Source organism: Corallococcus sp. AB011P, assembly GCF_003611605.1.
GTDB lineage: Bacteria > Myxococcota > Myxococcia > Myxococcales > Myxococcaceae > Corallococcus > Corallococcus coralloides.
The window spans coordinates 574,107-594,465 of record NZ_RAVX01000003.1 but is presented as its reverse complement, the minus strand read 5'-3'; the positions used below and the strand labels follow the sequence as shown (position 1 = coordinate 594,465).

Below are 20,359 nucleotides of genomic sequence, written 5' to 3'. Positions count from 1 at the left end.
AGAGCTCACCGCCCACACCCACCGGCACCGGACGCTGTGCCGCGTCCAGCACGTACACCTGCGCGTTCGCCCACGGCTTGCCGATGGTGATCCGCTCGGGGTTCACGCCGCCCTCGGTCAGCGTCGCGCAGACCGTGGCCTCCGTGGGGCCGTAGGCGTTGATCATGAGGCGCCCCGCGCCCCACTTGCGCGCCAGCTCCACGCTCAGCGCTTCACCGGCGGACACCACGCTGCGCAGGCCCTCCAGCCCTTCCGTGCTCAGCTGCGCGAGCACCGACGGCGTCAGCGTAGCGGTGGTGATGCCCTGCTCCTTCAGCAGCGTGCGCAGCGGCTCGTCCGGCATCAGCCGGTCGCGCGGCGCGAGCACCAGCGTGGCGCCCGCGGCCAGGGTGCTGAAGATCTCCCAGACGCTGGCATCGAAGCTGGACGCCGCGTACTGCAACACGCGGCTGCCCGGCCCCACCCGCTTCGCCGCGGCGGCACGCAGGGCCGTGTTCACCAGGCCCTCGTGCTGGAGCAGCGTGCCCTTGGGACGGCCCGTGGAGCCGGACGTGTAGATGACGTACGCCAGGTTGTGGGCGGACGTGCCCGAGCGCGGCGCCTCTTCCGGCATCCGCTCGATGGCGTCCACGTCCATGTCCAACTGGATGGTCAGGCGGCCGTCGGTGGGCAGCGAGTCCATCAGCGACTCCTGCGTCACCAGCACCGGCGCGCCCGAGTCCGCCAGCATGTAGTCGAGCCGCTCCACCGGGTACGACGGATCCAACGGGATGAACGCGCCGCCGGCCTTGAGGATGCCGAGCATGCCCACCACGAGATCCAGCGAGCGCTCCAGGCAGAGCGCCACGCGAACCTCACGTCCGACGTACCGGCGGCGCAGGTGGTGCGCCAGCTGGTTCGCCTTCACATCCAGCTCCGCGTACGTGAGCGACTGGTCCTCGTACACGAGGGCCACCGCATCCGGCGTGGCCTCCGCGTGCGCTTCGATGAGCGAGTGGATGGTCGCCTCGCGCGGCAGCTCCGCGCGCACGCTGTTCCAGCCCACCAGCACCTGGTGCCGCTCCTCGGCGGACAGCAGGGGCAGCTCACCCACGGCCGACTCGGGCTTCGCGACGATGCCCGCCAGCAGCACGTGCAGGCGCGCCATCATCCGCTCCGCGGTCGCGCGGGCGAACAGGTCGGAGTTGAACTCCAGGCGGCCCACGAAGCCGTCCGCCGCGTCCAGCATGGACAGGGCCAGGTCGAACTTCGCGGTGCGCGCTTCCGCCTCGTAGGCGCTCAGGGTGAGGCCCGGCACGGACAGCTTCGCCGCCAACTCCTGGTGCAGCACGAACCACACCTGGAAGAGCGGCGAGCGGCTGGTGTCACGCACCGGCTGCAGCTCCTCCACCAGCTTCTCGAAGGGCACTTCCTGGTGCGCGTGCGCGCCCAGCACCGACTCCCGCACCCGCGCGAGCACCTGGCGGAACGAGGGGTCCCCTTCCAGCCGCGTGCGCAGCACGAGCGTGTTGATGAAGAAGCCGATGAGGCCTTCGGTCTCCATGCGGCCACGGCCGGCCACGGGCGAACCCACCGTGACGTCGTCCTGGCCCGCGTGGCGCGCCAGCAGCACCTGCCACGCGGTGAGCAGCAGCATGTACGGCGTGACGCCTTCCTTCAGCGCCAGGGCGCGCAGGGCATCCGACAGCTCGCGCGGCAGCGTGAAGGGCAGCGTCTCACCGCGGTAGGTCTGCACCGCCGGGCGCGGGAAGTCCGTGGGCAGCTCCAGCGCGGAGGGCGCGCCGGTCAGCTGCTGCTTCCAGTAGCCGACCTGCTTCTTCAGCACGTCGCCCTGGAGCCAGCCGCGCTGCCAGCCCGAGTAGTCCGCGTACTGCACCGGCAGCTCCGGCAGCGGCGACGGCTTGCCCTGGCGGAAGGCCTCGTAGAGCGCGGCCACTTCGCGCACGAGCACGCCGCGCGACCAGCCGTCGGACACGATGTGGTGCACCGTGAGCAGCAGCATGTGGCGCACGTCCGAGATGCGCACCAGCGTGGCGCGCAGCAGCGGGCCCGTGGCCAGGTTGAACGGCCTGGCCGCGTCCTCGTCCGCCAGACGCTGCGCCTTCGCCTCGCGCTCGGCTTCCGGCAGGTGCGTGAGGTCCACGAGCGGCAGCGGCATGGAGGCCGCCGGGTGGACGACCTGCACCGGGTTGCCACCCTCCGCGCGGAAGGTGGTGCGCAGCACTTCGTGACGGCGCACCAGCTCCGTGAAGGCCTGCTCCAGCGGGGCCACTTCCAGCGCGCCGTCCAGCATCACCGGCGCGGCGATGTTGTAGAACGCGCTGTCCGGCTCCAGCTGATCCAGGAACCACAGGCGCTGCTGCGCGAACGACAGCGGCAGCGTGTGCTCGCGAGACAGCGGCACGATGGCCGGCGCCTCCAGGCCGAAGCCCTGGCGGACAGCCTCGTCCACGCGGGCGGAGAGCGTCTCCACCGTGGTCGCTTCGAAGAGCGCGCGCAGGGGCAGCTCCACGCGGAACGCGCTCCGGATGCGGGAGATCATCTGCGTCGCCAGCAGCGAGTGGCCGCCGAGCACGAAGAAGTCGTCCTTCGCACCCACGCGCTCCACGCCCAGGAGCTTCGACCACAGGCCCGCGATCAGCTCCTCGGTGGGAGTGCGCGGGGCCACGTGGGCGCGGCCGGCTTCGGCCTCCTGCTCCGGCGCGGGCAGCGCGCGGCGGTCCACCTTGCCGTTGGACGTGAGCGGCAGCGCGTCCAGCATGACGAAGGCCGACGGCACCATGTAGTCCGGCAGCCGCGACTTCAGGCCCTGGCGCAGCGCCCCGGCCTCCAGCGTGTGGCCGGGCACCGCGACGACGTAGGCCACCAGGCGCTTGTCGCCGGGCACGTCCTCGCGTGCCAGCACGACGACTTCCGCCACGCCGGGCAGGCCGCTCATCGCGGCTTCAATCTCCGGCAGCTCGATGCGGAAGCCGCGCACCTTCACCTGGAAGTCGACGCGGCCCAGGAACTCCAGCGCGCCGTCCGGCAGGTAGCGCACGCGGTCGCCCGTGCGGTACACGCGCGCGCCGGGCTCCGCGTGGAACGGATCCGCCAGGAAGCGCTCCATCGTGAGGCCCGGCTGTCCCAGGTAGCCGCGGGCCACGCCCGCGCCGCCGATGAACAGCTCGCCGGGCACACCCACGGGAACGGGCTGCAGCGCAGCGTCCAGCACGTACATGCGCGCGTTGGGCAGCGGCCGGCCCAGCGGCACGGAGGCCGTGGCCGACAGCTGCGTGCCCCGCTCCACCTTCCACGTCAGCGTACCGACCGTGGTCTCGGTGGGGCCGTAGTGGTTGAAGACTTCAAGCCCGGGCACGAGCGCATGCACGCGCGCCACGAGCGCCGGATCGGACGCTTCACCGCCCAGCACCAGCCGCTTGCGAGGCAGGACGCGCTCGGGCGACGGCGACGACAGCAGCGCCGTCAGGTGCGAGGGGACGATCTTCAAGCAGTCCACCGCGTGGCGCTCGAAGTAGTCGCCCAGCGCGGCCGGATCAGAGGCGCGGTCGCGGGAGATGAGGTGCAGCGTGCCGCCGCCGCTCAGCGTCGGGAAGACGGCGGTGTGGCCCAGGTCCGCGGCCAGCGTGGACACCGACGCGAAGCTCGCCGCCGGGGGCAGCTCCAGGCGCAGCGACACGCCCTCCACGTAGTGGTTGAGCTGACGGTGCTCGATGGCCACGCCCTTGGGCCGGCCCGTGGAGCCGGACGTGAAGATGACGTAGGCCAGCGAGCCCGCGTCACCCAGGCGCTTCGGGTCGTCCTCACGCTCGCGCGAGAGCAACCCAGCGTCGGAGTCCAGGCACACGTGTCCCCTGGAGGCGTCCGCCACGTGCGCGGCGAGCGAGGCCTGGGTGACCACGAGCGAAGCCGCCGCGTCCTCCAGCACCGTGCGCAGGCGCTCCGGCGGATGCGACGGATCCAGCGGCACGTACGCGCCGCCGGCCTTGAGGATGCCCATCATGCCGACGATGGCATCTGGGGTGCGCTCGGTGAGCAGGCCCACGCGCGCATCCGGGCCCACGCCGCGCGCGCGCAGCCAGTGCGCGAGCTGGTTGGCCCTGCGGTTCAGCTCCCCGTAGGTGAGCTGGCCGTCGTCGCAGACCACCGCCACGGCGTCCGGCGTGCGGGCCGCGTGGACGGCGAAGCGCTCATGGACGCAGGTGTCGCCCGCGGGCTGCGTGCCCGTGGCGTTCCACTCCACCAGCAGCTTCTGTCGCTCCGCGTCCGGCAGCAGCCGCGCGTGCTCGTGACGCGCGTGCGGGTTGGCGGCCATCGCTTCGAGGGCGCGGAAGTAGTAGCCCGCCAGCGCCTCCGTCTGGTCCGCGTCGCGCTGCGTGCCGTTGGTGCGCAGCACGAGCATCAGCGCGCCGGTGTCCGGGCGCTGGAGGAACAGCGTGCTCAGCGGAAGCTCCATCCACGCGGTGGATGGAGTCTCCTCCAGCAGGCGCACGCCTTCGAGCTGCGACAGGCCTCCGGCCACGTGGAAGTGGACGAAGTTGAAGATGGTCTCGAACAGCCGCTGGCCACCCAGCTGCTGCTGCAACCGGCCCATGGGGTAGCGGCGGTGCGGCCAGATGTCGCCGTCCGCCTTCGACACCTGGCGCACCAGGTCCAGCCACGAGCCGTCAGCCAGCGTCACCGGGAACGGGATGCTGTTGAGGAACAGGCCCACCATGCGCTCGCTGTCGGCCGTCTCCGGACGGCCGTTGGAGACCACGCCCGTCACCACCGAGCGCTGTCCCTCCATCAGCGCGCGCACGCGCAGGTGCGCCGCCAGCAGCACGGTCTTCAGCGGCACGTTGGCGGCCTGCGCCACGCGCTGCAGTCCTTCCTGGAGCGCGGCGGGCACGTCCACCTGCCGCATGCTCAGCACCGGCTCCTGGCCCGCGGGCAGCGGCGCGCGAGGAGCAGGACGGTCCACTTCCGCCAGGCGCGACTTCCAGAACCGTTCGCCCTCGCCGGAGGTGAGCGACTGGTGCTCCAGCGCGACGAACTGACGGTAGGTGACGGCCAGCGGCGCCGCCTCCGGGGCCGGCGTGCCGCGCAGCAGGTTCACGTAGCCGCGGAACAGCTCCGACAGCAGCGTCGCGAGGCTCCAACCATCCAGGATGGCGTGGTGGAAGATGAGCGAGAACTGGAGCGTCTTCTCCGTGCGCCGGTAGATCGCGAAGCGCAGCAGCGGCGCGCGGCTCCAGTCGAACGGGCGGCAGCGGTCCTCTTCCACGAGCTTGCGCAGGAGCGCGTCCTGCTCCGCGGCGGGCACGTGGCGCACGTCGTGGAGCTCCAGCGGCACCTGGACCTCGCGGTGCACGAACTGCAACGGCTGCTCGTAACCGGTGAGGTCGAACGACGTGCGCAGGATGGCGTGGCGGCGGGCCAGCTCGGCCAGCAGCTGGCGCATCTTCGCCTCATCGAGCGCCATCTCCAGGTGGTAGCTGGTGGCGTCGTGGTACATGCCGGACGCTTGGTCCAGCTCGCTCTGGAAGAGCATGCCGGCCTGGAGCACGGCCACCGGGTACGCATCCTCCACGTCCGAAGGCAGCCGCGCGCGGTCCGCGTCGGACAGCAGGCTGAAGGGCTCCGAGCCCGGGACGGCCTGCGCCGCGGCCTTCGACGGGGCCGCGTGCACCAGGTTCCCCAGCGCGCGGATGGTGGGCTGACGCAGCAGCTCCACCATGGGCAGATCCAGCCCGCGCTCACGCAGCTTCGCGATGAGCTGGATGCTGCGGATGGAGTCACCGCCCAGGTCGTAGAAGCTGTCGTCGATACCGACGCGCTCCACACCCAGCACCTCCGCCCAGACCTCGCACAGCGCGGTCTCCTCCATGGTGCGAGGAGCGGCGTACGCGGTGGACATCTGCGGACGCTCGCTGCCGGGCACGGGCAGCGCGCGGCGGTCCACCTTGCCGTTGGGCGTGAGCGGCAGCGCGTCCAGTGCCATCAGCGCCGTAGGCACCATGTACGCGGGCAGCTTGTCGTGCAGGAACGCACGCATCGTGTCCACGCCCAGGGGCTCCGCGCCCTCCTCCGTGACGACGTAGGCGACCAGGGCCTTCTCGCCCGCGACCTCCTGCACGGCGACGGTGACGTCGAGCACGGACGCGTGTCCGCGCAGCGCCGTCTCAATCTCGCCCGGCTCGATGCGGAAGCCGCGCACCTTCACCTGCTGGTCGATGCGGCCCAGGAACTCCAGCGAGCCGTCCGCGCGGAATCGAACCTGGTCGCCGGTGCGGTACAGCCGCGCGCCCGGCACGGAGCTGAACGGATCCGGGATGAACTTCTCGGCCGTCAGCTCCGGCTGGTTCAGGTAGCCGTGCGCCAGGCCGTCGCCGCCCGCGAACAGCTCGCCGGGGGCACCCAGGGGCACGGGCTGCAGGGACGCGTTGAGGACGTGCACGCGCGTGCCGTTGATGGGACGGCCGATGGGCACGGAGATGCCCAGCGCGCTCGCGTCCTCCACCGGGTAGCACGCGGTGAACGTCGTGTTCTCCGTGGGGCCGTAGCCGTTGATGACGCGGCAGCCCGGCAGTTGCTCCATCACGCGCAGCACGTGCGCGGGAGAGAGCACGTCACCACCGGCCAGCAGCTGGCGCACGGGACGCAGGCCGTCCAGGTTGCCGTCCACCATCTGGTGGAACAGACCGGCGGTAAGCCACAGGGTGCTCACACCCTCGCGGGTGATGACCTGGCCCAGCTCGTCCAGGGTGGGCGCGCGCGGCGGGAACACGGCGAGCTTCGCGCCGTTGAGCATCGCGCCCCACAGCTCGAAGGTGGACGCGTCGAACGCGAGCGGCGCCAGCTGGAGGAAGACCTCCTTCGACGACAGGTTCACCCACTCCGGGCCGCACACCAGGCGCACGACGGCGCGGTGGGGCACGGACACGCCCTTGGGGCGGCCCGTGGAGCCGGAGGTGTAGAGGACGTACAGCTCGTCCTCGCCGCTCGGCGCGGTGTCGAGGTTCGCGTCCGAACGCTTCGCGAGCGCGGCCGCGTCGTCATCCAGGCAGATCACCTGGAGCCACTGCGCGGGCAGCTCGTCCGCGATCGCGGAGACACTGACAAGCGCGGACAGGCCCGCGTCCTCGATGAGCATCGAGAGGCGCTCGGTGGGGAAGCTGGGGTCGAGCGGCACGTACGCGCCGCCCGCCTTGGCGATGCCCAGCACCGCCACGACGAGGTCGAGCGAACGCTCCAGGGACACACCCACGCGCTTGCCGGGCCTGACGCCCAGGGCGCGCAGGTGGTGCGCGAGCTGGTTGGCGCGCGCGTTGAGCTGGCCGGCGGTGAGCGTCCCGCCCTCGAAGCTGACAGCGACCGCGTCCGGGGCGCGGGCGGCCTGCGCCTCGAAGACGCGCGACACGGGCTGGCCGTGCGGGTACGTGCGCGGGCGGTCGTTCCACGCCGCGAGCGTGTTGCGCTCATCCGGCGTGAGCAGCGGCAGCGTACCGATGCGGAGCTCGGGGTCGTCCACGACGGCGCGCAGCAGCGACTCGAAGTGGGCGAACAGGCGCTCCACCGACGCGCGGTCGAGCACGTCCGTGTTGTGCTCCACCGTGACGGTGAGCCCGCCCTGCCACGGGAAGACGACGACGAGCAGGTCCCACTTCGCGGTCCCGTTCGTCTCCGCGTCCAGGAGGCTCAGCTCCAGGCCCGGGAGCTGGAGCGGCGGCAGCGGCGCGTTCTCCAGCACGAACTTCACGTTGAAGAGCTGACCACCCGGCTCGCGCGGCGGCTTGAGCGCCTGAACCAGCGTGCCGAAGGGCAGGTCCTGGTGCTCGTAGGCGTCCAGGGTCCCCTTGCGCACGCGGTCCAGCAGAGCGCGGAAGGACAAGTCGCCCGACACCTGCGTGCGCAGGACGAGCTGGTTGGTGAAGAAGCCGACCAGGGACTCCAGCTCCTCGCGGGCGCGGTTCGCGATGTCCGTGCCCACGACGATGTCGTCCTGGCCGGTGCGGCGGTGCAGGAGCGCGTCGAACGCGGCGAGCAGCACCATGAACAGCGTGGCGCCCTCCCCTCGTCCCAGCGCCTCGATGCGGGACGTGAGGTCCGGGGACAGGTGGAAGCGGCGGCTGTCACCGTGGAAGCGGTCGCCCGCGGGGCGCGGCGCGTCCGTGCGCAGCGCGATGCGAGGCGCTCCGGCGAGCTGCTTCTTCCACCAGGAGATCTGCTGCTCCAGCACGTCACCGCTCAGCCACTGGCGGTGCCAGAGGGTGTAGTCCGCGTACTGCACGGGCAGCGCGGGCAGCGGCGAGGGCTCGCCGCGCGAGAACGCGGTGTAGAGCGCCTGGAGCTCGTTCATGAACACGCCCACGGCCCAGCCATCCACCACGATGTGGTGCATGGCGAGGCACAGCACGTGCTCGCGCGCGCTCAGCTTCAGGAGCTGGGCGCGCAGGAGCGGGCCCTGCACCAGGTCGAAGGGCCGAGCGGCCTCCGCGTTCAGGTGCTTCCGGGCCTCGGCCTCCGCCTTGTCGGCGGGCAGCGAGGACAGGTCCACCACGGGCAGCACGAACGGCTTCGCCGGCAAGATGACCTGCACGGGAGAACCGGACGCATCCTGGTGGAAGACGGTGCGCAGCGCCTCGTGGCGCCGGACGATCTCCTCCAGGCCGCGGCGGAGCACGTCGACGTCCAGGTCGCCGTTCAAGCGGGCCGCGCTGGGCACGTTGTAGATGGGCGTGCCCGGCGTGAGCTGCTCGAAGAGCCAGAGGCGCTCCTGGTCGAACGACAGCGGCAGCGAGCCCTCACGCGACGCGGGCTTGAGCGGCGGTGTCTTGAACTTCCGCTCGGCGCCGGTGGCCTCGTCCACGCGAGCGGCCAGGGCGGCCACCGTCGGGGACTCGAAGAGCGCACGCAGGGGCAGCTCCACCTGGAACTCGCCACGCAGGCGCGACACCAACTGGGTGGCCATCAGCGAGTGGCCGCCCAGCTCGAAGAACGAATCCTCCGCGCCCACGCGCTCCACGGTGAGCACGCGCGCGAAGAGGGCCGCCACGCGCGTTTCCGTCGGCGTGCGCGGGGCCACGTAGGCATCCGGACGCGTGAGCGCGCCCGTGGGGGCCGGCAGGGCCTTGCGGTCCACCTTGCCGGCGGGCGTCATCGGCAGTGCGTCCAGCACCATGAACGCCGACGGCACCATGTACTCCGGCACGCCGTCCTTCAGGTGCTTGCGCAGCGAGGCCGCGTCCACCGTCCGCCCCGGCTGCGGCACGACGTAGCCGACGAGCCGCTTGTCGCCCGGCACGTCCTCGCGCACCACGACCGCCGCCTCGCGCACGTCCGCGTGGCGCAGCAGCACGGCCTCGATTTCGCCCAGCTCGATGCGGAAGCCACGCACCTTCACCTGGTGGTCGATGCGGCCCAGGTATTCGATCTCACCCTCGGCCAGCCAGCGCACGCGGTCGCCGGTGCGGTACAGCCGCGCGCCGGGCTCCTGGCTGAACGGGTTGGGGACGAACTTCTCCGCCGTCATGTCCGGCCGGCCTTGGTAGCCGCGCGCCAGGCCTTCGCCCGCGACGTACAGCTCGCCCGCGACACCCACGGGCACCGGGTGGTGCAGGGCATCCAGCACGTACACCTGCACGTTCGCCAGCGGCTTGCCGATGGTCAGGCGCTCCGCCCGGACGCCGCCGTGCGTGAGGGTCGCGCAGACCGTGGTCTCGGTGGGGCCGTACGCGTTGATCAGCGTCCTCCCCTGCCCCCACTTGCGAGCCATCTCCACGCTCAGCGCCTCACCGGCGGAGACGATGGTGGACAGGCCCTCCAGCCCATCCGTGCTCAACTGCGCGAGCACCGACGGCGTCAGCGTCACGGTGGTGATGCGCTGCGACTTCAGCAGCGTGCGCAGCGGCTCATCCGGCAGCAGCCGGTCGCGAGGCGCGAGCACCAGCGTGGCCCCGGACACGAGCGTGCTGAACACCTCCCACACGCTGGCGTCGAAGCTGGACGCCGCGTACTGCAACGCGCGGCGGCCCGTGCCCAGACCCTTCGCCGCGGCGGCCTGCCGGGCGGTGTTGTTGAGGCCGCGATGCGGCAGCAGCGTGCCCTTGGGGCGCCCCGTGGAGCCGGACGTGTAGATGACGTACGCCAGGGTGTCGGCGTTGGCGCTGGAAGCCGGAGCGGTCTCCGGAAGCGTCCGGAGGTGCGCCGCCTCCACGTCCATGCGCACCACGCGCAGGCCGTCGGAGGGCAGCTGCTGGCTCAGCGACTCCTGCGTCACCAGCACGGGCGCGCCGCTGTCCTCCAGCATGAAGGACAGGCGCTCACGCGGGTAGGACGGATCCAACGGCACGAAGGCGCCACCGGCCTTCTGGATGCCGAGCATCGCCACCGCGAGCTCCAGCGAACGCTCCACGCAGAGCGCCACACGCACCTCGGGCCCGACGCCCAGCGTGCGCAGGTGGTGCGCCAGCTGGTTCGCCCGCGCGTCCAACTGCGCGTACGTCAGCGAGGCATCCTCGAACACCAGCGCCTGCGAGTCCGGCGCGCGACGCACCTGGGCCTCGAAGAGCGCCGGGAACGTCACGTCGCCAGCGACGTCGCCGCGCGTGTCGTTCCACGCCACCAGCACCTGGTGACGCTCCTGCGGGCCCATCAGCGCGAGCTGGGACAGCTTCGCCATGGGCCGCACCGCCACGGACTCCAGCAGCACCCGCAGGTGCTCCGTCATCCGCCGCGCCGTCGCCGCAGCGAACAGGTCCGTGTTGTACTCGAGCGTTCCTTCCAGTCCGCCCGCCGTCTCCGTCAGCGACAGCGTCAGGTCGAATTTCGCCGACTTCGACTCCACTTCGTACGGAGACAGCTCCACGCCCGACAGCTTCAGGTGCGGCAGCACGTCCTGCTGCAACGCGAACATCACCTGGAACAGCGGCGCGTGGCTGAGGCTGCGCTGCGGCTGGAGTTCTTCCACCAGCTTCTCGAACGGCACGTCCTGGTGCGCGTACGCGCCCAGCGTCGTCTCGCGCACCTGCTTGAGGACCTGCTGGAAGCTCGGGTTGCCCGAAAGCTTCGTGCGCAGCACCAGCGTGTTGACGAAGAAGCCGATGAGGCCCTCCGTCTCCGCCTGCGTCCGGCCCGCGATGGGCGAACCCACCGAGATGTCGTCCTGCCCGCTGTAGCGCGACAGCAGCACCTGGAACGCGGCCAGGAGCAGCTGGTACGGCGTGACGCCTTCCTGCTTCGCCAGCGCGTTCAGTGTGCGGCTCAGGTCAGCGCCCAGCTTCACCGGCACCGTCGCGCCGCGGTACGTCTGCACCGCGGGGCGCGCGAAGTCCGTCGGCAGCTCCAGCACCGCCGGTGCTCCGGCCAGCTGCTGCTTCCAGTAGCCGACCTGCTTCTCCAGCACCCCGCCCAGCAGCCACTCCCGCTGCCACTGCGCGAAGTCCGCGTACTGCACCGCCAGCTCTGGCAGCGGCGACTTCTGGTTGAGGACCTGGGCCTCGTAGAGCGCGGCGACCTCGCGCACGAGCACGCCCATGGACCAGCCGTCGGAGACGATGTGGTGCATCGTCACCAGCAGCACGTGCTTCGCTTCACCCAGCTTAAGCAGCTTCGCGCGGAAGAGCGGGCCCGTGCCCAGATCGAACGGGCGAGCGGCTTCTTCCTCCGCCAGCCGCCGCGCTTCCGTGTCCTGTGCTCCGGAGACGTCCACGACCGGCAGCTCGAAGGCCTTCGCCGGGTGGATGACCTGCACCGCCTGACCGTTCTCATCACGGAAGGTCGTGCGCAGCGACTCATGCCGGCGGACGATCTCTTCCAGGGCCCGCCGCATGGCTTCCACATGCAGCGCGCCGTCCAGCTTCACACCGCCCGCCACGTTGTAGAAGGCGCTGCCCTGCTCCAGCTGGTCCAGGAACCACAGACGCTGCTGAGCGAACGACAGCGGCTCCGTGGCGCTCCGGGGCCGAGGCGTGATCGCCGGGGCCTTGGACGCATCACGTCCTGACACGGCCGTATCCACGAACGCCGCGAGCGAAGCCACCGTGCTCAGCTCGAAGAGCGAACGCAGCGGGACCTCGGCGCCGAAGGCCGTGCGCAGCCGGGAAACCAGCTGCATCGCCAGCAGCGAGTGTCCGCCCAGCTCGAAGAACGAGTCCTCCGCGCCCACGCGCTCCACGCGCAGCAACTGCGCGAAGATCGTGGCCACCTGCTCTTCCGTCGCCGTGCGCGGAGCCACGTACTGGCCCTGCGCCGTCTGGGCCTCCGGCACCGGCAGCGACTTGCGGTCCACCTTCCCGTTCGGATTCAGAGGCAGTGCGCTCAACACCACGAACGCCGACGGCACCATGTACTCCGGCAGCCGCGCCTTCAGCCCCTTGCGCAGCTCCGCCACGTCCAGAGACGCACCCGCCACGTACGCCACCAGGCGCCTGTCGCCGGGCACGTCCTCGCGCACCATCACCACGGACTCGCGCACGCCGGGCTGCGTGGACAGCACCGACTCCACTTCGCCCAGTTCGATGCGGAAGCCACGCACCTTCACCTGGAAGTCGATGCGGCCCAGGTACTCCAGCTCGCCATTCGGCAACCAGCGGATGCGGTCGCCCGTGCGGTACATCCGCGCGCCGGGCTCCTGGCTGAAGGGATTGGGGACGTACCTCTCCGCCGTCAGAGCAGGCTTCGCCAGGTAGCCTCGCGAGAGGCCCGCACCCGCGATGTACAACTCGCCCGGCACGCCCTGCGGCACCGGACGCAGCCATGCATCCAGCACATACCCCCGCGAGCCCGTCAGGAGACGGCCCACCGTCGGCTCCCGCGTCGCGCCTTTCTCCACACGCAAGTACGTCGAGTACGTCGTGTCTTCCGTCGGGCCGTAGAAGTTGTAGACGGCCTCCACGTTCTTCAGCCCGTACACCGCCTGCGCCAGCCGGTTCAGCAACGGCTCACCGGCGAGGTTCACCGTGCGCACCGTCTCCGGCACGCCCTGGCTGCGCAGCAGCTCCGCCATCGCGGAGGGCACCGTGTTCACCAGCGTCACCCGGCTCGCGTCCTTCATCGTCGGGAGCGCCAGTGCGTTCTCCGCGACGATGACGGAACCACCGATGCTCAGCGGCGCGAAGACTTCAAACACCGAGATGTCGAAGTTCAGCGACGTCGACGCCAACATGCCCGACAGCTGCTGCGGCGTGAAGAACGTCGTCGCCCAGTGCAGGAAGGCCACCACGCTGCGCTGCTCGATGGCCACGCCCTTCGGACGGCCCGTAGAACCCGACGTGTACAGCACGTACGCCAGGTTCCTCACGCCCGTGCGCGGATCGACGCGCGAAGCAGGGTTCTTGGAGATGCTCTCCCAATCCGTATCCAGGAACACGTTGCGCGCCGAGTGCTTGGGCAGCACGCCCAGCAACTTCTGCTGCGTCAGCACCACCGTCGCCTGCGCGTCCTCCAACATCCAGCCCAGACGATCCTGCGGGTACGCCGGATCCAACGGCACGTAGGCGCCACCCGCCTTCAGCACGCCCAGCAGCGCCACCACCATCCGTGCGGAGCGCTCCAGGCTCACACCCACCAGCATGTCCGGGCCCACGCCCATGCCACGCAGGTGATGCGCCAGCTGGTTCGACTGCGCCTCCAGCTGCGCGTACGTCAGCACCTCTCCGTCGAAGTAGACGGCCGCTGCATCCGGCGTGCGCGCAACCTGCGCCTCGAAGAGCGCCTGCATCGTCCCGGTCACCGGGGCCGGCAGGTCCGTCCCCGACACGTCCAGTAGCAGCGTCTGCTTCTCCTGCGCGCCCATCAGCGACAGGTCGAACACCTTCGCCATGGGCCGCACCGCCACGGACTCCAGCAGCACGCGCAGGTGCTCCGTCATCCGCCGCGCCGTCGCCGCCGTGAACAGGTCCGAGTTGTACTCGAGCGTCCCTTCCAGTCCGCCCGCGGTCTCCGTGAGGAAGAGCGTCAGGTCGAACTTCGCCGTCTTCGCGTCCACCTCGTACGGCGACAGCTCCATGCCCGACAGCTTCAGGTGCGGCAGCACGTCCTGCTGCAGCGCGAACATCACCTGGAACAACGGCGCATGGCTCAGGCTGCGCTGCGGCTGGAGTTCTTCCACCAGCTTCTCGAACGGCACGTCCTGGTGCGCGTACGCACCCAGCGTCGTCTCACGCACCTGCTTGAGGAGCTGCTGGAAGCTCGGGTTGCCCGAGAGCTTCGTGCGCAGCACCAGCGTGTTGACGAAGAAGCCGATGAGCCCTTCCGTCTCCGCCTGCGTGCGGCCCGCGATGGGCGAGCCCACCGAGATGTCGTCCTGGCCCGTGTACCGCGCCAGCAGCACCTGGAACGCCGCCAGCAGCAGCTGGTACGGCGTGACGCCTTCCTGCTTCGCCAGCGCGTTCAGCGAACGGCTCAGGTCAGCGCCCAGCTTCACCGGCACCGTCGCGCCGCGGTACGTCTGCACCGCGGGACGCGCGAAGTCCGTCTGCAGCTCCAACATCGCCGGAGCCCCGGCCAGCTGCTGCTTCCAGTAGCCGACCTGCTTCTCCAGCGCCCCGCCCAGCAGCCAGTCCCGCTGCCACTGCGCGAAGTCCGAGTACTGCACGGCCAGCTCCGGCAGCGGCATGGCGCGGCCCTGCGAATGCGCCTCGTAGAGCGAGGCCATCTCGCGCACGAGCACGCCCATGGACCAGCCGTCGGAGACGATGTGGTGCATCGTCACCAGCAGCACGTGCTTCGCCTCACCCAGCTTCAGCAACTGAGCGCGGAAGAGCGGGCCCGTGCCCAGATCGAACGGGCGCACGGCCTCTTCGTTGACGCGACGCTGGGTCTCCGTCTCGCGGGCCGCTTCGGCCACGGTCGACAGGTCCACCACGGGCAGGTCCATCCGGCCCGCGGCGTGGATGATCTGCACCGCCTCGCCGTTCTCCTCACGGAACGTCGTGCGCAGCGACTCGTGCCGCGCGACGATCTCCTGGAGCGTCAGCCGCAGGGCCTCCACATTCAGTGCGCCCTCCAGGCGCACCGCGCCCGGCACGTTGTAGAGCGCACTGCCCTGCTCCAGCCGGTCCAGGAACCACAGGCGCTGCTGCGCGAACGACAGCGGCAACGCGCCCTCGCGCGACACCCGCTTCAGCGGCGGCAGGTTCGCGCCTTCCGCCTGCTGCTTCTTCCCGTCGACGAACGACGCGAGCGAAGCCACCGTGCTCAGCTCGAAGAGCGAACGCAGGGGGACCTCGACGCCGAAGGCCGTGCGCAGCCGGGAGACCAACTGCATCGCCAGCAGCGAGTGTCCGCCCAGCTCGAAGAACGAATCCTCCGCGCCCACGCGCTCCACACGTAGCAACTGCGCGAAGAGCGTCGCCACCTGCTCCTCCGTCGCCGTGCGCGGTGCCACGTACTGGCTCTGAGACTGGGCCTCCGGCACCGGCAGCGCCTTGCGGTCCACCTTCCCGTTCGGCGTCAGCGGCAGCGCGTTCAGCACCACGAACGCCGACGGCACCATGTACTCAGGCAGCCGCGACTTCAGGCCCTTGCGCAGCTCCGCCGTGTCGAGAGAGTCACCCGCCACGTACGCCACCAGGCGCTTGTCGCCGGGCACGTCCTCGCGCACCACCACCACGGACTCGCGCACTCCTGGCTGAGACGCCAGCGCCGACTCCACTTCACCCAGCTCGATGCGGAAGCCGCGCACCTTCACCTGGAAGTCGATGCGGCCCAGGTACTCCAGTTCGCCCGTCGCCAGCCACCGCACGCGGTCACCCGTGCGGTACATCCGCGCGCCCGGCTGCGCCGAGAACGGGTTCGGCACGAAGCGCTCCGCCGTCAGTGACGGCTTCGCCAGGTAGCCACGCGCGAGGCCCGCGCCCGCGATGTACAGCTCGCCCGGCACGCCCTGCGGCACCGGACGCAGCCATGCATCCAGCACGTATGCACGCGAGCCCGTCAGCGGACGGCCAATCGTCGGCTCTCGCGCGCCGTCCTTCTCCACTCGCGAGTACGTCGAGTACGTCGTGTCTTCCGTCGGGCCGTAGAGGTTGTAGACGCCTTCGACGTTCTTCAGCCCGTACAGCGCCTGCGCCAGCCGGTTCAGCAGCGGCTCACCGGCGAGGTTCACCGTGCGCACCGACTCCGGCACGCCCTGGCTGCGCACCAACTCCGCCATCGCGGAGGGTACCGTGTTCACCAGCGTCACGCGGCCCGCGTCCTTCAGCGTCGGCAACGCCAGCGCGTTCTCCGCGACGATGACGGCACCACCGCTGACCAGCGGCGCGAAGACTTCAAACACGGACAGGTCGAAGTTCAGCGACGTCGCCGCCAGCACGCCCGCCAGTTGCTGCTTCGTGAACGCCGCCGTCGCCCAGTGCAGGAACGCCACCACGCTGCGCTGCTCGATGGCCACGCCCTTCGGACGGCCCGTGGAGCCCGACGTGTACAGCACGTACGCCAGGTTCCCCACGCCCGTGCTCGTCGCGACAGGCGTGGTCGGCTGCCGCGCGATCACGGCCCAGTCCGTGTCCACGCAGACGGCCTTCGCGGAGTGCTCCGGCAGCACGTCCAGCAGCTTCTGCTGCGTCAGTAGCACCGGCGCCTGCGCGTCCTCCAGCATCCAGCCCAGGCGCTCACGCGGGTACGCAGGATCCAGCGGCACGTACGCGCCGCCCGCCTTCAGCACACCCAGCAGCGCCACCACCATGCGCGCCGAACGCTCCAGGCTCACGCCCACCAGCGTGTCCGGGCCCACGCCCATGCCACGCAGGTGGTGCGCCAGCTGGTTCGCCTGCGCGTCCAGCTGCGCGTACGTCAGCACCTGCCCATCGAAGTGGACGGCCGCCGCATCCGGCGTACGCACCGCCTGCGCCTCGAAGAACGCCTGCATCGTCCCGCTCACCTGGGCCGACAGGTCCGTCCCCGACACGTCCTTCAGCAGCGTCTGCTTCTCCTGCGCTCCCATCAGCGACAGGTCGGACAGCTTCGCGCCCGGATCCGTGAGCAGCGACTCCAGCAGCACCCGCAGGTGCTCCATCATCCGGCGCGCTGTCTCCGCAGCGAACAGGTCCGTGTTGTACTCGAGCGTCCCATCCAGCCCGCCCGCCGTCTCCGTCAGGTAGAGCGTGAGGTCGAACTTCGCCGTCTTCGACTCCACCTCGTACGGCGACAGCTCCACGCCCGGCAGACGGAAGTGCGGCAGCACGTCCTGCTGCAACACGAACATCACCTGGAACAGCGGCGCGTGGCTGAGGCTGCGCTGCGGCTGGAGTTCCTCCACCAGCTTCTCGAACGGCACGTCCTGGTGCGCGTACGCACCCAGCGTCGTCTCCTTCACCTGGGCCAGCAGCGCGCGGAAGGACGGGTTGCCCTCCAGCTTCGTGCGCAGCACCAGCGTGTTGACGAAGAAGCCGATGAGGCCCTCCGTCTCCGCACGCGAGCGGCCCGTGATGGGCGAACCGACCGAGATGTCGTCCTGCCCCGAGTAGCGCCCCAGCAGCACCTGGAACGCGGCCAGGAGCAGCATGTACGGCGTGACGCCTTCCTTCTTCGCCAGCGCGCCCAGCGCCTTGCTCAGCTCCGCGCCCAGCTTCACCGGCACCGTCGCGCCCCGGTACGTCTGCGCCGCCGGACGCGCGAAGTCCGTCGGCAGCTCCAGCACGGCGGGCGCTCCGGACAGCCGCTGCTTCCAGTAGCCGACCTGCTTCTCCAGCACGCCGCCCAGCAGCCACTCCCGCTGCCACTGCGCGAAGTCCGCGTACTGCACGCGCAGCTGCGGCAGCGGAGAACCCCGTCCGCCACGGAACGCGTCGTAGAGCGCGGCGACCTCACGCACGAGCACGCCCATGGACCAACCGTCGGAGACGATGTGGTGCATCGTCACCAGCAGCACGTGCTTCGCTTCACCCAGCTTGAGCAACCGCGCGCGCACCAGCGGACCCGCGCCCAGGTCGAACGGGCGCACGGCCTCTTCATCCACGCAGCGCCGCGCCTCCGCCTCGCGCGACGCCTCCGGGAAGCCCGTCAGGTCCACCACCGGCAGCTCGAAGGCCTTCGCCGGGTGGATGAGCTGCACCGCCTCGCCGTTCTCCTCGCGGAACGTCGTGCGCAGCGACTCGTGCCGGCGGACGATCTCCTCCAGGCTCCGCCGCAGCGATTCGGCGTCCAGCGCGCCGTCCAGCCGCACCGCGCCCGGGATGATGTAGAGCGCGCTGCCCTGCTCCAGCCGGTCCAGGAACCACAGGCGCTGCTGCGCGAACGACAGCGGCTGCGTGGCCCCTCGCGGCCGGGGCGCGAGCACCGCCGCCTTCGGCTCCTGCTTCGAAGCCGTGATGCGCTTCGCCAGCTCCACCAGGCTCGGCCCCTGGAGCAGCAGCTCCATGGGCAGCGCGATCCCCAGCCCCTTCTCCACCGCGTGCGCCAGCTCCACCGCGCTCAGCGAATCCAGGCCGTAGCGCGTGATGGGCTCACGCACGTCCACAGTCTTCGCCGGCATCTTCAGCTGCTCCGCCACGCGATCCACCAGCCACGTCAGCGTGGCCCGCGCGGCCTCCGGCACGTCCTCACGGACCGGCGCCGCGGCAGGCTCACTGGACGCGGCGGCGTCCGTCTCCTCCGCCTCCTCGAACCCCGGCTCGCGCCACACCAGCACCGTGCGCAGCTCGTCCGCGAGGAACTGCGCCTTGCACGCGTGCCGCTGGATCTTCCCGCTGGAGGTCTTCGGGATGCTGCCGGGCTCGATCAGCGCCACGGCGTGCACCTGCACCTCGTGGCGCTCGGCGACGCGCTGGCGGATCTCCTTCACCGCCGCCTCCGCCATGTCCACCTGCTTGCGCAGGTTGCCCGCCTTGCGCAGGTCGATCTCCTGCACCACCACCAGGCGCTCCTCGCCCGCCACCTCCAGCGACACCGCCGCGACGCTGCCGGCGCGCAGCGCGGGGTGGCTCTCCTCCACCGTCTGCTCGATGTCCTGCGGGTAGTGGTTGCGGCCGCGGATGATGATCAGGTCCTTGGCCCGGCCGGTGACGTACAGCTCGCCGTCCCGCATGAAGCCCAGGTCCCCCGTGCGCAGGAACGGGCCTTCGTCCGTGCCCTTCACGCGCGCCTGGAACGCCTCCGCCGTCGCCTCCGGCTTGTTCCAGTAACCCAGCGCCACGCTGGGGCCGCGCACCCAGATCTCTCCCACGCCGCCGGGCGCGCACGCCTCGCGCGTCTGGGGATCCACGATGACCACGGGGTGTCCCGGCCGCTCATCGCCGCAGCCCACCAGGACACGCGCCTCCGGCTTCGCCTCGTCCACCAGCACCGCCCGGCGCTGCTCCAACGCCGGAGCATCCAGCGCGCAGCGCACCGGCGGCGCCTCCACGCGCCCGCCCGACACCAGCAGCGTCGCCTCCGCCAGGCCGTAGCACGGGAAGAAGAACTCACGCTTGAAGCCGTGCGGCCCGAAGGCCTGCTCGAAGCGGTCCAGCGTCGCCGGACGGATGGGCTCCGCGCCGGTGAACGCCACCTTCCACGAGCTCAGGTCCAACGACTGCCGCTCCTCCGCCGGGATGCGCCGCACGCACAGGTCGAACGCGAAGTTCGGCCCGCCGCTGATGGTGGCCTTGTAGCGGGTGACGGCCTCCAGCCACACGCGCGGGTTCTTGAGCATCGTCAGCGGCGACATCAGCGCCGCGTGGAACGTCGCGTACAGCGGCGTGAGGATGCCGCCGATGAGCCCCATGTCGTGGTACGGCGGCAGCCAGATGACGGCCGAACTGCTGGGGCCCAGCTCGAACGCGTCCGTGATCAGCGCCAGGTTGTGCGCCAGGTTGCCGTGGCTCAGCATCACGCCCTTGGGCGAGCCCGTGGACCCCGACGTGTACTGGAGGAACGCCAGCGTCGACGCGTCCACCGCCGGCGGCGTCCACTCCGCTTCCCCACCCGCCGGGATCTCGTCCGTCCCCACCCAGTGCAGCGAGCGCAGATCCGGAGCCTGCTCGAAGACGAACTCCGTCATGGACAGGATGCCGGACGTGGTGAGCACCACCGTCGCGTTCGCGTCCTGGATGATCGCCCGCAGGCGCGGCAGCGTCCGCTCCAGCCGCATCGGATCCGGCGGATACGCCGGCACCGCGATGAGCCCCGCGTAGAGGCACCCGAAGAACCCCGCCACGTACTCCAGGCCGGGCGGATACAGCAGCATCACGCGCTCGCCCGGCTTCGCCACCTTGCGCAGCGCCACCGCGATCCGCCGCGCCCTTGCGTCCAGTCCCGCGTAGCTCAGCGTTCCGTCTTCCTGACCCGCGTCATCCAGGAAGGTGTACAGCGGTTGTTCGGACCGCGACTCGGCCCGGCTCCGCAAGATTTCGACGAGGGTGGAATTCGAGGGCGTCAGCTCAGGGGAACGCGGCAA

The 20,359-nt window shown here is 70.8% G+C and carries 1 protein-coding gene (running past one end of the window); it reads right to left on the bottom strand.

The annotated features are described in order from the left end of the window. On the bottom strand, positions 1-20,359 hold the 5' portion of the coding sequence (locus D7X30_RS12135; RefSeq protein ID WP_158619249.1) for a non-ribosomal peptide synthetase. Its footprint begins 11,153 nt before the window's first position; 20,359 of the gene's 31,512 nt are visible here — the first part of the coding sequence; the start codon lies at positions 20,357-20,359; its stop codon lies off the left edge, out of view.